12 protein-coding genes are annotated in these 18336 nt (G+C 74.0%); 8 read left to right on the forward strand and 4 right to left on the reverse strand.

Annotated features, from left to right (window positions below; all coding sequences use genetic code 11):
• The first annotated feature begins 207 nt into the window (after window positions 1–207).
• Together GA0070619_RS33560 and GA0070619_RS19940 are read left to right on the forward strand one after the other, a co-directional pair.
• Window positions 208–5181 (forward strand): WG repeat-containing protein, encoded by a 4974-nt coding sequence (locus GA0070619_RS33560; protein ID WP_231927112.1) that lies wholly within the window; start codon window positions 208–210, stop codon window positions 5179–5181.
• A 44-nt stretch (window positions 5182–5225) separates the two neighbouring features.
• Window positions 5226–6224 (forward strand): aldo/keto reductase family protein, encoded by a 999-nt coding sequence (locus GA0070619_RS19940; RefSeq protein WP_088949468.1) that lies wholly within the window; start codon window positions 5226–5228, stop codon window positions 6222–6224.
• 90 nt (window positions 6225–6314) lie between these two features.
• On the opposite strand, the gene GA0070619_RS19945 is transcribed toward GA0070619_RS19940, so the two are convergent.
• The gene (locus GA0070619_RS19945; protein WP_088949469.1) at window positions 6315–7115 is read right to left on the reverse strand and encodes a site-2 protease family protein; all 801 of its coding nucleotides are present in this window, start codon (window positions 7113–7115) and stop codon (window positions 6315–6317) included.
• Window positions 7115–7315 (reverse strand): hypothetical protein, encoded by a 201-nt coding sequence (locus GA0070619_RS19950; protein WP_088949470.1) that lies wholly within the window; start codon window positions 7313–7315, stop codon window positions 7115–7117. Before GA0070619_RS19950 ends, GA0070619_RS19945 begins: the two co-directional genes overlap by 1 nt.
• Window positions 7316–7459: 144 nt before the next feature.
• Between GA0070619_RS19950 and GA0070619_RS19955 the strand changes: the two genes are divergently transcribed.
• The 4 genes from GA0070619_RS19955 to GA0070619_RS19970 all read left to right on the forward strand — a co-directional run bounded on the left by GA0070619_RS19955 (window position 7460) and on the right by GA0070619_RS19970 (window position 13356).
• Window positions 7460–9235: a serine/threonine-protein kinase gene (locus GA0070619_RS19955; protein ID WP_088949471.1), complete on the forward strand. Its 1776-nt coding sequence runs from the start codon at window positions 7460–7462 to the stop codon at window positions 9233–9235.
• A gap of 60 nt (window positions 9236–9295) precedes the next feature.
• The gene (locus tag GA0070619_RS19960) at window positions 9296–11230 is read left to right on the forward strand and encodes a bifunctional adenosylcobinamide kinase/adenosylcobinamide-phosphate guanylyltransferase (protein WP_088949472.1); all 1935 of its coding nucleotides are present in this window, start codon (window positions 9296–9298) and stop codon (window positions 11228–11230) included.
• Entirely contained in the window at window positions 11220–11993 is a 774-nt protein-coding gene (locus GA0070619_RS19965) for an adenosylcobinamide-GDP ribazoletransferase (protein WP_088949473.1), read from the forward strand. The genes GA0070619_RS19960 and GA0070619_RS19965 overlap by 11 nt, the downstream gene beginning before the upstream one ends.
• Before the next feature lie 67 nt (window positions 11994–12060).
• Window positions 12061–13356, forward strand: a complete 1296-nt coding sequence (locus tag GA0070619_RS19970; RefSeq protein ID WP_088949474.1) for a DUF2314 domain-containing protein — start codon at window positions 12061–12063, stop codon at window positions 13354–13356.
• A gap of 96 nt (window positions 13357–13452) precedes the next feature.
• Here GA0070619_RS19970 and gcvT read toward each other — a convergent pair whose 3' ends face one another.
• Window positions 13453–14583, reverse strand: coding sequence for a glycine cleavage system aminomethyltransferase GcvT (gene gcvT / locus GA0070619_RS19975; RefSeq protein WP_088949475.1), 1131 nt, complete (start codon window positions 14581–14583; stop codon window positions 13453–13455).
• 162 nt (window positions 14584–14745) lie between these two features.
• Here gcvT and GA0070619_RS19980 point away from each other — a divergent pair, with 162 nt between their 5' ends.
• Window positions 14746–16320: a leucyl aminopeptidase gene (locus tag GA0070619_RS19980; RefSeq protein WP_088949476.1), complete on the forward strand. Its 1575-nt coding sequence runs from the start codon at window positions 14746–14748 to the stop codon at window positions 16318–16320.
• A gap of 49 nt (window positions 16321–16369) precedes the next feature.
• On the opposite strand, the gene GA0070619_RS19985 is transcribed toward GA0070619_RS19980, so the two are convergent.
• Entirely contained in the window at window positions 16370–16699 is a 330-nt protein-coding gene (locus GA0070619_RS19985) for a hypothetical protein (protein WP_088949477.1), read from the reverse strand.
• 178 nt (window positions 16700–16877) lie between these two features.
• On the opposite strand from GA0070619_RS19985, the gene lpdA reads away from it, so the two are divergent.
• Complete coding sequence (gene lpdA, locus GA0070619_RS19990; protein ID WP_088949478.1) at window positions 16878–18269, forward strand: dihydrolipoyl dehydrogenase; 1392 nt, start codon at window positions 16878–16880, stop codon at window positions 18267–18269.
• Window positions 18270–18336 lie beyond the last annotated feature (67 nt).

An 18336-nucleotide genomic window follows, 5' to 3' on the forward strand; every position in this document is an offset into this window, starting at 1 on the left:
CGGAGCGGGCGATCTGACCGGCACGCGAGGCACCAGCGCGACAATTTGCAACGAGGTGACAAACGCCGTGAGCGAGCGGACGCGAGCTGGCCACCGGGGCGTGGCAGGCGGCGACCGGACGCCCGGAGGTCACCCCGCTGCGGCTGCGGACAGCTCGCTTCTGTCGAGGATCGGCCGAGTGGCCGGGTGTGGCGACGGGCTCGGCGGATGAACGGCCGTTACGACGACCGGTGGCCAGACCCGAACGAGCCGTCCTGGGTGGTCGAACCGACCACCGAGTGGCACCCCCAGTTCCCCGGCCAGCGCTACCCCGGCGACATCGGCGCCATCCACCAGCCGTCACCGCGTGGCCGCGCCACTGTGAGCGGCCGAGCCGAGGTGCCGCCGCTGGCACCGACCCGCCCGGACGGCACCTACCTCGGCCGTTCCTGGGCCGACGAACCGCCGGCGGAACAGGCGCCCCCCAACCGCTCCTGGGTGGACGAGGGGCCGGACGAGACACCGACCTACGGCCGGCCCCGCAGCGAGGTCGACGCGTCCGCCTACGGGCGGTCCGACAGCGCCGACTCCCGTCACTACGACCACGAGCCGTACCGCAGGCCCCTGCCCGAGCCACCTCGGCGCGACGAGCGCCGCACCTCCGAGTCGGACCGCCGTACCGCCTGGTCCGACCGACGCCCCGCCGACGAGCGGGGGCCGGCGCGGGAGGCCGCCTGGCACCGCGACCAGCCCGCCTCCGAGCGGTACGACGGCCGCCGCCCGCAGCAGGACCCCAGCGAGCGGGATCGGGGGTACCCGGGCGGAACCCCGGTCTCCCCCGCGCCCCGGTCCGACTCCGGCTGGATGCCCGAGCCGGACGACTCACCGCGTCGACGCGGCACGCAGGAGCGACCGGCCGCCGGTTACGAACGGCACCCCGGCGACGGGTACGGCGAACGACCCACCCGTGACCACAACGGGCGCACTGCCGACGACCGCCTCCCCGACGCCGCCGACCCGTGGGCGTCCGCGGACGCCCACCAGCGGTACCGCTCGGATGGATACCCGGACCGGACGGCCGACGACGTTCGACGCCCGGAGCGGCGCTACCGCGCGGACGAGGGCGTCGAGGCGGCACAGGCACCCAACGGTGGACGACGGCGACGACCCGAGCCGGAGATGCCCGAGCAGCCCCGCCGCGACGACGACCGGCGTCGGCCCGACACCGAGCCGCAACGGCAGCAGCCTCGTGAGGCGGCAGCCCGCGCCGAGTCGTACCCGGATCGGCGCCCCCGCGAGGAGGCCCGACCGGACGCCTACCGCGAGGACGGGTATCGAGAGCACGGGCCACGCGAGCACGGGCCGCGGGACCACGCGCCACGCGAGAACGGGTACCGCGAGCATGCGCCGCGCGAGCACGGGCCGCGCGAGCACGCGCCACGCGAGGACGGGCACCGCGAGGACGGGCCACGCGAGAACGGGTACCGCCAGCCTCGGCCGCAGCCCAGCCAACCGCCGGACGGCAGCCTGCCCTGGCCGCCGCCGGGTCCGCTGCGTCCGGACCGCACCCGCGAGCAGAGCCACCGCACCGAGCCGCGCCGCGCCGCGGAGCCGCATCGTGCCCCCGACCCACACCGCGCCCCCGACCCACACCGCAGCCCCGACCCGTATCGCGGCGCCGACCCGGGCGTCCCGTCGCGGCCAGCCGCGCGGCCGGAGCGGCCGCCGGTGCCGCCGTCGCGCCCGGACGAGCGCCCGGAAACCATCCCCTCCCGGTACGACGAGCGCCCGGTACGTCCCGCCGCGACGGCTCCACCGGTCACGTCGGGTCGCGCCACGCCGGTCTCCCCGGAACGAGGGGTGTCGCCAGCGCCCGTCTCTCCGGCTGCGCCCGGTCGGGACCGCCCGGTGTCGCCAGCGCCCGTCTCCCCCGCCGCGCCCGGTCGGGACCGCCCGGTGTCGGCAGCCCCGGTCTCCCCCGCCGCCGACCTGCCCGTCTCGGGTCCACCTGCCGCACGCCTGCGGCTGGAGTACCTGCCCGCGCCGGTGGACCCGCCTGTCTCCGACGAACGGTCGGACACCCCGCTGTCACCTGAGCGCCGAACGCCGGCCGACCCGACGCCGGCTGCCGGGCCGCACCCCGCCCCGCCGCCGCGTTACCCCGGTCCGGACGTCGGAGACCGCCCGGTGGACCAACGGCGCGGCGAGGACCTGGACCGTCGACGGGTCGACGACCCGGTGGACACCGGCGCGCCGACCGACCGCCGGCCGGTCCCGCCGGAGCGCCCGCTCCCATCGGACCACCCGCACTCGCCGGCCCAGACGGGCTCGCGGGAGCACCCGCACTCGCCGGAGCACCCGCACTCGCCGCAGTGGCCTTCCTCGTCCGAGCGGCAGGCCCCCACGGCGGACGCCCGCCCGCCGGTCGCGCCGCCGCCCGCCTGGCAGATGCAGGCACCGCCGGCCACCCGGCCGGCCCCGACACCACCCACCCCTGCCACGCCGAGCCCAGCCACCCCGCCCCCTGCGGCCCCGGCGCCCTCCGTGGAGGACGTCGACCTGGCGCTCCCGCTGGCCCCCGGCACACCGCGCCGCTACGTGCCCCCGCCGCCCTCGGAAGAGCCGGTGGCGCCCGTTCGGCAGTCCGACGAGGTCTCGGCCGCCCGTGGGCCGGACGCGTGGTTCAGCCCCGCTCAGCAGGCCGAGCCCGAGCACAGCGAGGCGCCACCGTCGTCCGCCTCGGTCGACGAGGAGTCGGCCGACAACCTCGACCTCTCGGCGTCGGCCACGACAGACCGGGACCCGTCGACACCCACATCCCTCGCTCACGACGCTCCGTCCCGCGAGCCCGCAGTCGGGTCGACCTCGGCCGACCTCCCGGAGCCGATCTCCGCGCCACCCGCGGACCCGACCACCGGTGCCACCCACACCTGGGCGGACGACCCAGACGACACACCGTCGGCCGCCGAGCCGGGTTCGCTGGAGGGCGACCGGCCGGTCTCCGGCACCCCTGCCACGACGCTGCCGCACCACCAGCACGAGGACGTCGCCACTCGTCCCACCGAGGACACCGCCCCGATAGAGCACGACCCGACGGACGAGGCCACGACACACGACCATTCGGGGTACGCGCCGGACGGTCAAAGCAGCACAGGACCGACGGACGTGTCGCCGGCCGACGACTGGTCGTTCCCCGTTGTGCCGCCGTCCCGACCCGAGACAGCTGACGACGGCGTGCACGAACCCGTCTCGGCACCGCCGGTCTCCGCACCGCCCGCAACCCCGGTCTCCGCGCCACCGGCCTTCGCGCCACCTGTGTCCGGGCCACCTGTGTCCGCACCGCCGGTCGCCACGACACCCGTATCCGCACCACCCGCACCCTCGACCTTCGCGCCACCTGTGTCCGCGCCACCGGTCGCCTCAGCACCCGTATCCGCACCGCCAGCGCCGGTCTCCGCACCGCCCGCGCCCCCGGTCTCCGCGCCCCCGGTCTCGGCACCGCCCGCGTCACCGTTCGCTGCGGCGCCCGTGTCCGCGCCGCCCGTGCCGGCAGAACCGACCTTCCTGGCGCCGGTGTCCGCACCGCCCGCGTCGATGCCACCGCCCGACGCGGCGCCCGTCTCCGAAGGGCCGACCTCCCCCGCGCCCATGCCGGCAGCGCCCGTCTCCGCGCCACCCGCTTCGACAATGCCGACGTCCGCGCCACCTGCCTTCGCGCCACCCGTCTCCGCGCCGCCCGTCTCCGCGCCACCTGCATTCGCGCCGCCCGTCTCCGCGCCACCCATGCCGATGTCCGCGCCACCCGCCTCGGCCGTCCCCGGCCCGAGGAACGGCTTCAGCGGGGACAGCGCGCCGGTGTCCGCACCACCCGTCGACACCGCGCCGGCGGTGGCCCGCCCGTCGCTGGCCGACCCGGGCGACCCGGAGCAGGTCCTGGCCGCGTACCGCTGGCGGTTGGACCCGGTGACGCTGCGCGAGGAGCTGACCGAACCGGACGACCTGCGGGCCATTCGGCGGCGACTGACCGAGAAGCTGGGCTCGGCGAACGACAACCGCGCCCGGGCCCGGTTGCTGAGCCTCCGGGCGGTGGCCTCGCGGATCCTCGGCGACCTGGACGACGCGCTGGCCGATGGTCGGCTCGCCCTCACCTATGCCGAGGCCACCGGCGAGCTGCGCCGGACCGCGCTGGCCCAGGCCCGGTTGGCGCACGTCCTGCGCTGGCGCGGCAACTTCGCCGAGGCCGACCAGCTCTTCGCCCAGGCCAACTCGGTCGAGCTTCCCGACCGGTTGCGGGCCGCGCTGCACGAGCACGCCGGGCGGTCGTGTTACGACCAGGGACGGCTCATGGAGGCCTGCGAGCACTTCGAGCAGGCGCTCAACCTGCGCGGTGCCGGCGACGCCGAACTGCTGCACCGGGTCCGGGTGGCCCTCGACGCGGTCAGCGTCCGGGCCACGGCGGACGGCTTCGGGCCGTACCCCCGGAGTCGGGACGAGGTGCTCGACCGTGACCGACCCCCGGTGCCGGACCGCGACGGGCCGCTGTGGGGTTACACCGGCCAGGACGGCGAAATGGTCATCCCCGCCCGGTACGCCGAGGCGCAGCCGTTCCACGACGGGTTGGCCTGGGTCCGCCGGCCCGACACCGACCGGTGGTCGTTGATCAACCTGCTCGGTACGACGGTGATCCCGCCGTCCTACCGGGCGGCGCACCCGTTCAGCGACGGCCTGGCCTGGGTGGTCGGTGAGGGCGGGTGGACGGCGATCGACGCGACCGGCACCGTGCAGGTGCCGCCCAACTTCGCCGAGGTACGACCGTTCCGCCGCGGGTTGGCCGCGGTACGTCGCGAGGGTTGGGGAGCGGTGGACCGGACCGGCCGGATCGTCGTGCCGACCCGCTACCACGGGTTCGTCACCGAGTTGGCCGACGGCCAGCAGGTCCACGGTTTCACCGACGAGGGGCTCGCCGTGGTCGACGTGGCGGGCCGGCGCGGTGTGGTGGACCGCACCAATGCGGTGCTGGTCCCCCCGACGCACCCGATGCTGGTCATTCACCCGGTGGCGTTCCTGTTCGGCAACGAGACCGGGCGGTGGGGTGCGCTGGACCGGCGCGGCCTGCCTCTGATCGACCCGGTGCACCGCGATCGCGACGAGGTGCTGGAGGAGATCGACCGGCTACTGACCGACGCCAATCCGGTGCTCTGAGTGGCCGGTCGACGGTCGTGATCCACCGGAGTTAGGGTCGGTACATGGAATTCCGACACCTGGGCCGTTCCGGCCTGATGGTCAGCGAGATCTCGTACGGCAACTGGATCACCCACGGTTCACAGGTCGAGGAGGACGCGGCCTTCGCCTGCGTCCAGGCCGCACTCGACGCGGGAATCACCACCTTCGACACGGCCGACGTGTACGCCGGCACCCGGGCCGAGGACGTGCTCGGTCGGGCGTTGCAGAACGAGCGCCGCGAAGGGCTGGAGATCTTCACCAAGGTCTACTGGCCGACCGGGCCGGGCCGTAACGACCGTGGCCTCTCCCGCAAGCACATCATGGAGTCGATCAACGGCTCGCTGCGGCGGCTGCGCACCGACTACGTCGATCTCTACCAGGCCCACCGGTACGACAGCAGCACGCCGCTGGAAGAGACGATGGAGGCGTTCGCCGACGTCGTGCACTCCGGCAAGGCGCACTACATCGGCGTCTCCGAGTGGAGCGCCGCGCAACTGCGCGCCGCGCACCCGCTCGCCCGGGAGCTGCACATCCCGCTGGTCTCCAACCAGCCGCAATATTCGATGCTCTGGCGGGTCATCGAGGCCGAGGTCTTGCCGGCCAGCGAGGAGCTGGGCATCGGGCAGATCGTCTGGTCGCCGATGGCGCAGGGCGTGCTCTCCGGCAAGTACCTGCCGGGGCAGCCGCCGCCGGCCGGTTCGCGCGCGACCGACGAGAAGTCCGGCGCGGGCTTCATCTCCCGGTTCATGAACGACGACGTGCTGACCCGGGTGCAGCAGCTCAAGCCGATCGCCGAGCAGGCCGGGCTGAGCATGGCCCAGCTCGCGGTGGCGTGGGTCCTGCAGAACCCGAACGTCTCGTCGGCGATCATCGGCGCGTCGCGTCCCGAGCAGGTGTACGACAACGTGAAGGCGGCCGGGGTCAAGCTCGACTCCGCGCTGCTCAAGGCGATCGACGAGATCGTCGAGCCGGTCACCGAGCGGGACCCGTCGAAGACCGAGTCCCCCGCGCAGCGTCCCTGACGCCGCTCCGGGTCGGCCGACGCGAGAGGTTCGCGCCGGCCGGCCCGGTCAGCTCAGCCGGTTGCGGTCAGCTCAGCCCTGCCGGTCAGCTCAGCCCTGCCAGAAGCGGATCAGGTCCAGGCCGGTGGCATAGAGCCAGGACGGCAGGCCCAGGGCGTCGCCGACCGCGAAGACCCCGTCGAAGAACCAGCCGCCGATGCGCGGGTTCCACAGCAGCGCGAAGAGCAGGATGAAGCCGTACGGGGCGAACAGGTCGTACATCTTGCGCCACTGCGGGTTGAGCCACGGCTGGATCATGTTGCCGCCGTCCAGACCAGGCACCGGCAGCAGGTTGAGCACGCTCGCGGTGATCTGCAGGAAGGCGAGCAGCGCCACCCCGGCCCAGAACTCTACCGGGCCACCCGCCGACTGGGTGCCGATCCGCACCGCCGCCACCAGCACCAGCGCGAACAACACGTTGGTCGCCGGGCCGGCGAGGCTGACCAGGGTGTGCCGCAGTCGACCCGGGATGGCGTGCCGGTCCACCCAGACCGCGCCGCCGGGCAGGCCGATGCCGCCGAGCAGCACCACCACCACCGGCAACACGATCGACAGCAGCGGGTGCGTGTATTTCAGCGGGTTGAGCGTCAGATAGCCCCGGTGGGCGATGTCCCGGTCGCCGGCCCGGTAGGCGACCACCGCGTGGGCGTACTCGTGCAGGCAGAGCGACACCAGCCAGCCGGACACCACGAAGAGGAACACGTTGAACCGGGCATTGCCGTACCCGTTCCAGGCCAGCACCCCGCCGGCCACGAAGAGAGCGACCAGGCCGAGGAAGACCGGGCTGGGCCGGAAAGCCGCCTTGGGCACGCCGAGGACCAGCCCGTCGGCACCCGGCCGGTCGTAGGCCATCACTCGGCCGTGGGCAGCAGGCTCATCCGGTAGTCCACCCGGTCGTCCTCCATCAGTGCGACCGAGGTGACGCCGGACGCCGCGAGCTCCCGCCAGGTCTGACCGATCCAGGATTCGGCGTCGGCCTGGCTGCCGAACGATTCCGCCGGCCCCTCGACCGTCTGACCGTCCGTGCCCTCGTACCGCCAGCTCCACGCCATGCCGCGTCTCCCCTCGCCGCTGAAGTCCCCGTGGGACGAACCCCCGCCAGCGTAGTCGGCCCGGCGCGCAACGGCCGCTCGCTAGCCCCCGGCGGGACCCGCAGGTGGATCAATCCGGTTGGCGGCGGCCGGTACGGTGGCTCGGTGTTGACTCGGGGAGTGCTGCTCGGCGACCGTTACCGGCTGGGCGAGCGGGTGGCGACGGGCGGGATGGGCGCGGTCTGGCGAGGCACGGACGTGCTGCTGGAACGCGAGGTGGCGGTGAAGGTGCTGCTGCCGTCGCTGGTCTCCGATCCCGAGTTCACCGCCCGGTTCCGGGCCGAGGCGCGGATGCTGGCGGCGCTGCGGCATCCCGGTGTGGTCCCGGTGCACGACGTGGGGCAGGCCGCGCTCGCCGACGGCAGCCGGGTCGACTACCTGGTCATGGAGTACGTCGAGGGCGAGCCGTTGTCCGCCCGGGTACGCGCTGCGGGCCGGTTGGACGCGGCCACCACCATGTCGGTGCTGTCACAGGCCGCGGAGGCGCTGCACACCGCCCACCTCGCCGGCATCGTCCACCGGGACGTGAAGCCGGGCAACCTGCTGGTTAAGGCTGACGGCACGGTGGTGCTGGTCGACTTCGGCATCGCCCGGTCCCGCGCCATGGCGGGGCTCACCGCCGCGAACATGGTGCTCGGCACCGCCTCGTACATGTCTCCCGAGCAGGCCACCGGGCAGCCGGTCTCGGCCGCCACCGACATCTACGCGCTCGGCGCGGTGGCGTACTTCTGCCTTGCCGGGCAGCCGCCCTTCCACGGCGACAATCCCCTCGCGGTGGCGCTGCGGCACGCCCAGGAGGAGCCGGCGCCGCTGCCGCCGGAGACCCCACCGGCGGTCACCGCCGTGGTGGCCCGCGCGCTGGGGAAGCGCCCCGCGGATCGGTTCGGCAGCGCCGCCGAGCTGTCCGCTGCCGCCGCCGACGCCCGCGACTCGACCCTGGCCAGCATCCCGGTCGCCGCCCGCCCACCGTGGGCGGTCGGCGTCCCGCTCGCCCCGAACGCCACCCCGGCCGTCCCGGCCGCCACCCCGCCCGCCGTGCCGGTCCCCGCGTCGCCGGTGGCGGCGACCCCACCGGCCGGGCCGGTGCCGGCTGCCCTGCGCCCACCGGCGAACCTCGCGGTCGAACCGACGACCGAACCGGGGCCGACCCGGGAGGACGTGCTCGAGACCGGGCCGACCGCCCGACGCCGGCCACTGCTGCTCGGGGCCGGGGCGGTCGTCCTGCTCGCGCTGGTCGTCGCGGTGGCCGTGACGGCACTGCGGCCCGGCACCGAAGGCGGCGCGGCGGACCCGCCGCCCGCGCTGGCCGGCGAGTCGGCGGCGGTCACCGACGCCGCGCTGCCGGGCGGGGACCCGATCGCCACCGGTCCCCGACCCAGCGGGACACCGGTCGACGCCCGCACCACGTCCGCCGACCCGACCGATACCCCCACCACCGCGACGACCAGCGGCGAACCGGTCCGGACCGCCGCGCCGGGGAGCACCCCCACCGGTACGGCCAGCAGCCGACCGACGCCCAGTCGCACCCCGTCGAGCCGACCCAACCCGTACACGGCGGCGCAGGCGTGCGGCAGCGGCTACCAGGTGGTCGACTCGGCGACCCTGACCGGCGGTGACGGGCAGCGCAAGGGCCGGGTCTTCCTGATGTACCACTCCGGCACCGGCACCAACTGCGTGGTCACCCTCAAGGACACCGCGGTCGGGACGAAGTCGGCGGCGTCGGCGTACCTGGAGGTGCAGGGGCGGGCACGCAGCACCGACAGCGGGTCCTTCGACTACTACGCCGGGCCGGTGCGGGCCAGCGCCGCAGGAACGTGCGTGAAGTGGGGCGGTGCCACCGGCGGGGTCAGCTACGGCAGCGGGTTCGAACACTGCGACTGATCACCGGCGAGCACCCGGGCCGGCAGGCACCGCCACCCCGGGCGGCCTTAAGGTACGGGCATGTCCGTAGACGGGTGGAACACGGTCCTGGTGCTCGGCGGTACCCGGTCTGGCAAGTCCGAGTTCGCCGAGTCCCTGGTCACCGACGCGCCGGTGGTCCGCTACGTCGCCACCGCGCCCGAGGGCGACCCGGAAGACACCGAGTGGGCCACCCGGCTGGCGGCGCACCGCGCCCGGCGGCCGGGCAGCTGGACCACCGAGGAGACCACCGAGGACCCGCGCAGGTTGGCCGACGTGCTCGAGTCCGCCGAGCCGAACGAGACGCTGCTCGTCGACGACCTGGGCGGCTGGGTGACGGTGCTGCTCGACCCGGACCACCAGCCCGCTGACGACGTCGCAACGATCGCCGAGCTGGCCGAGGCGCTGCGCGGCTGCGCGGCGCGGGTGGTGCTGGTGAGCCCCGAGGTGGGGCTGTCGTTGGTGCCGACCACCCCGCTGGGCCGGGCGTTCACCGACGCGTTGGGCGCGGCCAACCGTGCGGTCGCCGACGCCTGCGACGCGGTGGCGCTGGTCGTCGCCGGTCAGCCGGTCTGGCTGAAGCCGGCCGCCACCACGATCGCCCAGTCGGCCCCTGCCGCCGCGCCGTCGGCTTCGGCCCGCGTGACCGCGCCGGTCGTCGCGAGCCTGGCCGACGCCGAGCCCACCCCCGAGGTGCAGCTGCCCGACGTGTTGACGCACGCGCCGCCGGCCGCCCCGAACCAGGAGCCCGGCAACCCCTGGGCCGCGCCGACCATGGCACTGCCGATGGTGGCCACCGGGCTGGTCATCCAGCCCGGCATGGAGCTGCCGATGCCCGACGAGTACGCGGGCCCACAGGCGGTGGACCGGCTGGCCACGCTGGACGTACCGGGCGCCGGGCTGGGCGTGCTCGACCGGGTGGTCGGCTTCGCCGCCGGCACCCAGGGCACCTCGACCCCCCGCGCCTGGAGCTCGGTGCGGGTGTTGCTGCTGCACGGCGACCACGCTGGCGGCGGGTCGGCCGGCACCATCGCCGGTGAGTCGGCGCGACGAGCCGCGCAGGCCCGCGCGGGCAAGGGCGCGTTGGCGCGGCTGGCCGCCGAGAGTGGCGCCAGCCTCCAGGTGGTGGACGCCCCGGCCTCCGCCCCGATGGAAGACCAACCGGCGCTCTCACCCGATCAGGTGGAGTCCGCGCTGCGCTACGGCTGGCGGCTGGCCGAACAGGCGGCCGACGCCAGCGTACAGCTGCTGGTCCTGGGGGCGTGCGGAGCCGGCACCGAGGCGGCGGCCGCAGCGGTGCTCGCGGCGACGGCCGGCGCGGAGCCACCCGCCGTGCTGGGCCGGGTGATCACCGACTCCGGTGAGATCGACGACGCGGCGTGGATGATCCGCTGCGCGGCGGTACGCGACGCCCTGCACCGCACCCGCCGCTCGTCGCGCGGCGCCAAGGACATCCTGGCCGAACTGGGCGGCGGCGACATCGCGGTCGCCACCGGTGTGCTGCTCGGTGCCACCGCGCGCCGGGTGCCGGTGCTGCTCGACGGGCCGGTCGGGGTGGCCGCCGGCATGGTCAGCCGGGACCTGGCCGGGCAGGCCCGGCACTGGTGCCTGCTCGCCGACCACGGTGGGCACCCGGCGGTGCGGCTCGCCGCCGACGTGCTCGGCCTCACCCCGCTGCTCGACCTGCGGATGGATCTCGGTGAGGGCGCGAACGCGCTGGTCGCGCTCCCGCTGCTGCGCTCGGTGCTGGCGCTGTCGGCCGCGCTGCCGGTCCACCCGTCGCTCGGCGGCGACGACGAAACGGACCCGGCCGCCGACGAGCCGCAGCCCAGCTACCCCGCCGTGAACGACCCGTACGTGAACGACAGCGACCCGGACCTCGCCGAGCCCGACTTCGCCGAACCGGAACCGGCCGGGCCGGGCCCGGCCAGCACCGGTGCGGACGAGCAGCCGGCGTCGGGCTGGCGTGCCGGCTGAGTCGCGGTTCCTCGCGGGCACCCGGCTCGCGCTCACCACGTTCACCACGCTGCCGGTGCGCGCCGGACGGATCGACCGCCCGGTGGCCGGCACCGCGATGGCGCTCGCCCCGACGGTCGGCGCGCTGCTCGGCGCCCTGCTGGCCGGTGTCCTGCTGCTGACCGGCGCTGTCGCTCCCCCACTGGTGGCCGCCGGTGTGACGGTCGGCGCCGGCGCGCTGCTCACCCGAGGGCTGCACCTGGACGGGCTCGCCGACACCGTGGACGCGCTCGGCTCGTACCGGCGGGGCGCGGCCGCGCTGGAGATCATGAAGAAGCCGGACGTCGGCCCGTTCGGGGTGGTCGCCCTGGTGGTCGTACTCCTGGTGCAGGCGGCGGCGCTGGCCGACCTGGCGGGGCGGTCCTGGCCGGCGTGCGTCGCGGCGGTGGTCACGGCGACCGCCGCCGGGCGGCTCGGCGTCACGGTGGCCTGCCGGCGGGGAGTGCCGGCGGCCCGGCCGGACGGGCTCGGCGCGCTCGTGGCCGGCACCGTCGGTCCGCTGGCCCTGACCGCCGGCGCGGTCGCCGTCGCGCTGCTGGCGGTCGGCGCGGTGCCGGGCCGCCCGTGGCAGGGGCCGCTGGCCGTGGCCGTCGCGCTCGCCGTCGCGTTACTGCTGCTCAACCACGTGGTACGCCGGCTCGGCGGGATAACCGGGGACGTTCTCGGCGCGACAGTCGAGGTGGTCACCACGCTGGTCTACCTGGGTCTGGTGCTGTCCGGCTGAACCGGGCGCGGCAGGCCGGGTAGCGTTCGGCTCGACAGCACCGGCACGGCCACCGGGGGAACCAGAAATGCTCATCACGGACGACTTCCTGCCCGTACCGGTGCCGGAGTCGCTCAGCGCGACCTACCTGGTGCCGATGGCGGGGCTGCCGAAGGTCAGCGCGAAGACCGCTGTGGCGGCGCTGACCGGCCGGCTGGCCGAGCCGGTCCACGGGCTGGCCAGGCAGATGCTGGACAGCCCGCTGATGAGCGTCGACACCCGGCCGATCACCGAGTTCCCCGAGCTGCCACCGGACCTGCTCACCGCGTTCGGCGCCACCGAGGAGCAGCTGGCCCGGCTGGCCGCGGCGACCCACCTGGTGGTCGTACAGGCCGAGTACCGGCCGGGTTGGCCGCCCGCGCACGAGTGGGCGGCCCGGGCGGTCGCGGCTGCCGTGGCGGAGTCCGTCGACGGCGACGTGGTGGACGTGTTCGGCCTGCAGTTCCTCGACCCGGCGACCGCGTTGCGCTCACTCCCCGACGAGCAGGGCCGCATCCGGCTGGTCGACTGGGTCCTGGTGCCGTACTCGTCGGACACCGAGGGGCTCTGGTTCACCACCAAGGGGCTGCGCCGCTTCGGGCTGCTGGAGTTGCAGACCCAGGGGGTGCCCGACCACCTCACCCGCGCCTGGGGTGCGGTGATGACCGGGGCGGCACGCCGGCTGCTGCGGGACTGGACCGACGGGCTCACCGGCGAGGAGGTGCCGGCGTTCGTGCAGCTCCCGGTGCTCGCCACCGTCACCGGTCACGACATCGCGGTCGCGTACGGCAACCCGGAGCAGCACGGCGCGACCGCCCCGGTGCTGCTGCGCCTGGAGCTGGACCCGGCGACCGACCCGGAGGCCGACTCGTTCCTCAGCCTGCGCCCACCGGCCGGGCACCCGGGTCCGGACGGGCGCTACTACGCCGCCGCCTGCGCGACCCTGTTCTCCGGGATCCAGCCGGACGTGCGCTACGCCCGCTCGGGTGACGCGATGAGCCGGGCGGTCGCCACCGCGCGGGCCGCGCTGGGTGACGCGCGCGCCCGTTTCGTCGCCGGCCACCTTCCCGCCGAGTCGCAGCTCGTGGTCAAGTACGGCCTGCCCGGCGACGACGGCCCGGAGTACGTCTGGGCGGGCGTCACCTCGTGGGAGGCCCCGGAGCGGATCGTCGGCGTGAGCGCCAGCGACGCCAACACCGACCCGTCGGTTCGCATCGGCGCACCGGTCGTCGTGGAGGCGACCGACGTGGTCGACTGGGCGGTCCTGGACGCGACCGGCGTCATCGAAGGCGGCTGGACCCAGGCCGTCCTGGATTCCGGCGAACCCCCAACCCCCACGCGCTGACCAGCCCTCACTTTTCCAGTTGATCAAGAGGTTTGCGTCAGAATCTCGTCCGGACGTGACGCAAACCTCTTGATCACCGAGGCGGGGCGGGGCGGGTTACTTCACTGAGGGGGTTACGAAGGGGGGCTTCGTCAGCTTCAGGGGGGCTCGGCGGCCTCGGATGTCGATCTCCACCTCGTCGCCCTCGGCCAGGTTGGCCTCGGTGTTCAACAGGGCCAGCGCAATGCCCTGCTTGCGGGTCGGCGAGAAGGTGCCGCTGGTCACCTCGCCGACCTGGGTGTCTCCCACGTGCAGGGTCATCCCGGGCCGCGGGATCGCGCGGTCGACGGACACCAGGCCGCGCAGTGTACGCCGGGGGCCGGCGGCCTTCTCGGCGAGCAGCGCGTCGCGGCCCCAGAAGGCCGGCTTGTCCCAACCGACCGCCCAGCCGGAACGGGCCTGCACCGGGCTGATGTCCAGGGACAGGTCCTGCCCGTGCAGCGGATAGCCCATCTCGGTACGCAGCGTGTCCCGGGCGGCCAGGCCGCAGGCCCGCAGCTCGAACGCCGCACCCGCGGCGAAGAGCGCGTCCCAGACGGCCACGGCGTGCTCCGCCGGCACCACCAGCTCGTAGCCCAACTCGCCGGTGTAGCCGGTACGGCAGACGGTCAACTCCATCCCGGCCAGGCTCGCGGCGGAGAAGCTCATGTAGCCGTGCTCGATGGGCAGGTCGAGGGCGGCCAGCAGCCCGGCCGAGCGGGGGCCCTGGACGGCCAGTACGGCGTACGCCTCGTGCTCGTCGGTGACGGTGACCTGCGCGGGCGCGGCGGCGCGCAACCGGCGCACGACCTCGGCGGTGTTCGCGGCGTTCGGGATGAGGAAGACGTGGTCGTCGGCGTACAGGTAGGCGATGATGTCGTCCACCACACCACCGGTGGCGTCGTCGCAGCAGAGCGTGTACTGCGCCCGGCCGGGGCCGATCCGACCCAGGTCGTTGCTGAGGCAGGCGTTGACGAAGTCGGCCGCGCCGGGGCCGCTCACCCGGGCCTTGCCCAGGTGCGACACGTCGAAGACCCCCACCGCGGTCCGCACCGCGGCGTGCTCCTTGAGCACACCGCCGCCGGCGTACTCCAGCGGCATCTCCCAACCCCCGAAGGGGGCGAACTTGGCGCCGGCGGCGGTGTGCCGCTCGTGCAGCGGGGAACGGCGCAGCCGGGTCGCGGCGGCGTCGGAGGTCACGTCGGTCATGGGTGGCAACTTACCGGGGGCAACGTGGCTGGTTAGCATCGGCGGGAGCCCGCTGGCGCTGTCGGCGGGACAGCCATGACGTCCGGCGGGTAGGTTCCGCCGGAGACCTTCACCGCCGGTACGCGACGCCGCGACCGGCCCGGCCCGCCCGGAGTAGCTTCAGTGACATCACCCCGCACCACCAACCTGAGCCTGGTCGACACCGACCCGGCCGAGCTCGCCGTCGACGCGATCGTGATCGGCGTGCACAGCCAGACCGGAGAGCAGGACGCCACCAGCGGCCTCGCCGGCACCCTGCTGCTCGCCAGCGGCGCGGAGAGCATCGCCGTCGCCTTCGACGGCAAGCTGACCGAGACCCTCGCGCTGCTCGGTGCGACAGGTGGGCCGGGTGAGGTCGTCAAGCTGGCCACGCTGGGCACCGTGACCGCGCCGCTGGTCGTCGCGGTCGGGCTCGGCCCGGAGCCGTCGGGTGCCGCCCCGGCCCCGGAGACGCTGCGCCGGGCCGCCGGTACGGCGATCCGGGCCTTGGCCGGCGCTCCGAAGGTCGCCCTGTCCCTGCCGCTGCCGGACGACGCGGACGCGTCGGCGGAGCTGCGCGCGGTCGCCGAGGGTGCGCTGCTCGGCGGGTACCGGTTCGCCGGCTACAAGACCCGCCCGCAGCCGACCCGGCGGGAGCCGGTCGCCGAGGTGCTCATCGCGGTGCCGGACGCCGGTGACGCGGGCGCCCAGGCGGAGGTCACCCGGGCGCTGGCGGTGGCGGGCGCGGTCCGGACCAGCCGGGACTGGGTGAACACCGCGCCGAACGAGCTGCGTCCGCCGTCGTTCGCCGACGCGGTCGCCGAGGCCGCCCGTGCCGCGGGCCTCGGTGTCGAGGTGCTGGACGAGGCGGCGCTGGCCGCCGGCGGGTACGGCGGCATCGTCGCGGTCGGGCAGGGTTCGGAAGCCCCGCCGCGGCTGGTGAAGCTCACCTACACCCCGCAGAGCGGTGGCAACGGCAAGCGGGTCGCGTTGGTCGGCAAGGGGATCACCTTCGACACCGGCGGCATCTCGATCAAGCCGGCGCAGGGCATGTGGGAGATGAAGTCCGACATGGCGGGCGCTGCCGCGGTCGGCGCGGCCATGCTGGCGATCGCCGCGCTGAAGCCGGCGGTGGCGGTCAGCGCGTACCTGCCGATGGCGGAGAACATGCCGTCGGGCACCAGCTACCGGCCGGGCGACGTGATCACCATGTTCAATGGCAAGCGCGTCGAGGTGCTCAACACCGACGCCGAGGGCCGGATGGTCCTGGGTGACGCCATGGCCCGCGCCTGCGCGGACGGCACCGACTACCTGTTCGAGACCTCCACCCTGACCGGCGGCCAGGTGATCGCGCTGGGCAAGCGGATGGCCGGCGTGATGGGCACCCCGGAGCTGTGCGACCGGGTCCAGGCGGTCGGCGACGCGGTCGGCGAGCCGGCGTGGCCGATGCCGCTGCCCGACGACGTGCGCAAGGGCATGGAGTCCGACGTGGCGGACATCTCGCAGGTCAACGCCGGCATGGACCGGGCCGGTCACATGCTGCAGGGCGGGGTGTTCCTGCGCGAGTTCGTGACCGACGACGTGGCCTGGGCGCACATCGACATCGCCGGGCCGGGCTACCACTCGGGCGAGCCGACCGGCTACTGGACCAAGGGCGGCACCGGCGTCCCGGTCCGCACCCTGGTGCAGCTTGTCGAGGACGTCGCCGCCAACGGCTGACGGATTTCCGGAAGGGCCACCTGCGTTGGCAGGTGGCCCTTCCGCACGTTCAGTACTGCTCGGGGCGACGTTTGCGGCGCTCGTTGAAGTCGCGCATCCGCTGCGGGTAGCCCATCAGCCGGACGTCGTACACGGGGATGCCCATCCGGTACGCGAAGCGCCGGGCGCCGTCCGGGCCGTCGATGCGCCGGCGGGTCCACTCCCCGTCGTCGGCGATCAGGATGACAGTGGTCTCCGTCACCGTCGTGCGGGGTTCGATGTACGCCTCGACGCCGCGCCGACTGCGGATGAAGTTCTCCAAATGGTCCAGATCGCCGCGACTGGCAGCGCGGTCATGGCTCGGCACAGCCGTCTGTTTGCGGCGCCGGAACAAGCCCACCGGATCTCTCCCCCATGTTGCGTCATCGACGACGGTGCCAAGGGTACGTGTCGATGACGTGTCGTTGGGCACCTCGGTACGCACCCTGTGCCCAGTGGTGACAAGATGACCGAGGTGGGGTGTGTCCGTGTTACACCTCTGTGACCCCCGATGCAGCGACGCGACCTGGGAGTTGGACGTGAGCGAGCCGAACGAAGCGACCTTCGACATTGTCATTCTCGGAGGTGGCAGCGGCGGCTACGCGACCGCGCTGCGCGCCGTCCAGCTGGGCCTGAAGGTCGCGCTGGTCGAGAAGGGCAAACTCGGCGGCACCTGCCTGCACAACGGTTGCATCCCGACGAAGGCCCTGCTGCACGCCGCCGAGATCGCCGACCAGGCCCGCGAGTCGGAGCAGTTCGGCGTCAAGGCCGAGCTGATCGGCATCGACATGGCCGGGGTCAACTCGTACAAGGACGGCGTGATCGCCCGCCTTTACAAGGGCCTGCAGGGCATGTTGAAGGGCAACAAGGGCATCACGATCGTCGAGGGCCACGGCAAGCTGGTCGGCAAGAACGTGGTCGAGGTGGACGGCAAGCGTTACACCGGCCGCAACATCGTCCTGGCCTCCGGCTCGTACGCGAAGAGCCTGCCCGGCCTGGAGGTCGACGGCGAGCGGATCATCACCAGCGACCACGCCCTCACGATGGACCGGGTGCCGTCGTCGGTGATCGTGCTCGGTGGCGGCGTGATCGGCGTCGAGTTCGCCAGCGTGTGGAAGTCCTTCGGTGTGGACGTGACGATCGTCGAGGCGCTGCCCCGGCTGGTCGCTGCCGAGGACGAGGAGTCGTCCAAGGCGCTGGAGCGGGCATTCCGCAAGCGGAAGATCAACTTCAAGGTCGGCAAGCCGTTCGAGAAGGTCGAGAAGACCGAGAGCGGCGTCAAGCTGACGATCTCCGGCGGCGAGACCGTCGAGGCGGAGCTGCTGCTGGTCGCCGTGGGTCGCGGCCCGAACACCGCCAACCTCGGGTACGAGGAGCAGGGCGTCAAGATGGACCGCGGCTACGTGCTGACCGACGAGCGGCTGCGCACCAGCGTGCCGAACGTCTACGCGGTCGGCGACATCGTGCCCGGCCTCCAGCTCGCGCACCGCGGCTTCCAGCAGGGCATCTTCGTCGCCGAGGAGATCGCCGGGCAGACTCCGGCCGTGATCGACGAGGTCGGCATCCCGCGCGTCACCTACTGCGACCCGGAGCTGGCGTCGGTGGGCCTCACCGAGGCCAAGGCCAAGGAGCAGTACGGCGCCGACAAGGTCAAGACGTACAACTACAACCTGGGTGGCAACGGCAAGAGCCAGATCCTCAAGACCACCGGCTTCGTGAAGCTGGTCCGGGTCGAGGACGGCCCGGTGGTCGGCGTGCACATGATCGGCGCCCGGGTGGGTGAGCTGATCGGTGAGGCGCAGCTCATCTACAACTGGGAGGCCTACCCGGCGGAGGTCGCCCAGCTCGTGCACGCCCACCCGACCCAGAACGAGGCCCTGGGCGAGGCGCACCTGGCCCTCGCCGGCAAGCCGCTGCACGCGCACGCCTGATCATCCACAACCGCGGCGTCCGGCGACGGGCGAAGATCCCACCAGGGGAATGAAGGAGTCTCAGAAA

This window comes from Micromonospora zamorensis (genome assembly GCF_900090275.1).
Taxonomy (GTDB): domain Bacteria; phylum Actinomycetota; class Actinomycetes; order Mycobacteriales; family Micromonosporaceae; genus Micromonospora; species Micromonospora zamorensis.

Bases quoted from the DNA above. Each gene is read 5' to 3' on its own strand.
- GA0070619_RS33560 (WP_231927112.1), top strand. From the start codon at position 208: ATGAACGGCCGTTACGACGACCGGTGGCCAGACCCGAACGAGCCGTCC.
- GA0070619_RS19940 (WP_088949468.1), top strand. From the start codon at position 5,226: ATGGAATTCCGACACCTGGGCCGTTCCGGCCTGATGGTCAGCGAGATC.
- GA0070619_RS19945 (WP_088949469.1), bottom strand. From the start codon at position 7,115: ATGGCCTACGACCGGCCGGGTGCCGACGGGCTGGTCCTCGGCGTGCCC.
- GA0070619_RS19950 (WP_088949470.1), bottom strand. From the start codon at position 7,315: ATGGCGTGGAGCTGGCGGTACGAGGGCACGGACGGTCAGACGGTCGAG.
- GA0070619_RS19960 (WP_088949472.1), top strand. From the start codon at position 9,296: ATGTCCGTAGACGGGTGGAACACGGTCCTGGTGCTCGGCGGTACCCGG.
- GA0070619_RS19970 (WP_088949474.1), top strand. From the start codon at position 12,061: ATGCTCATCACGGACGACTTCCTGCCCGTACCGGTGCCGGAGTCGCTC.
- gcvT (WP_088949475.1), bottom strand. From the start codon at position 14,583: ATGACCGACGTGACCTCCGACGCCGCCGCGACCCGGCTGCGCCGTTCC.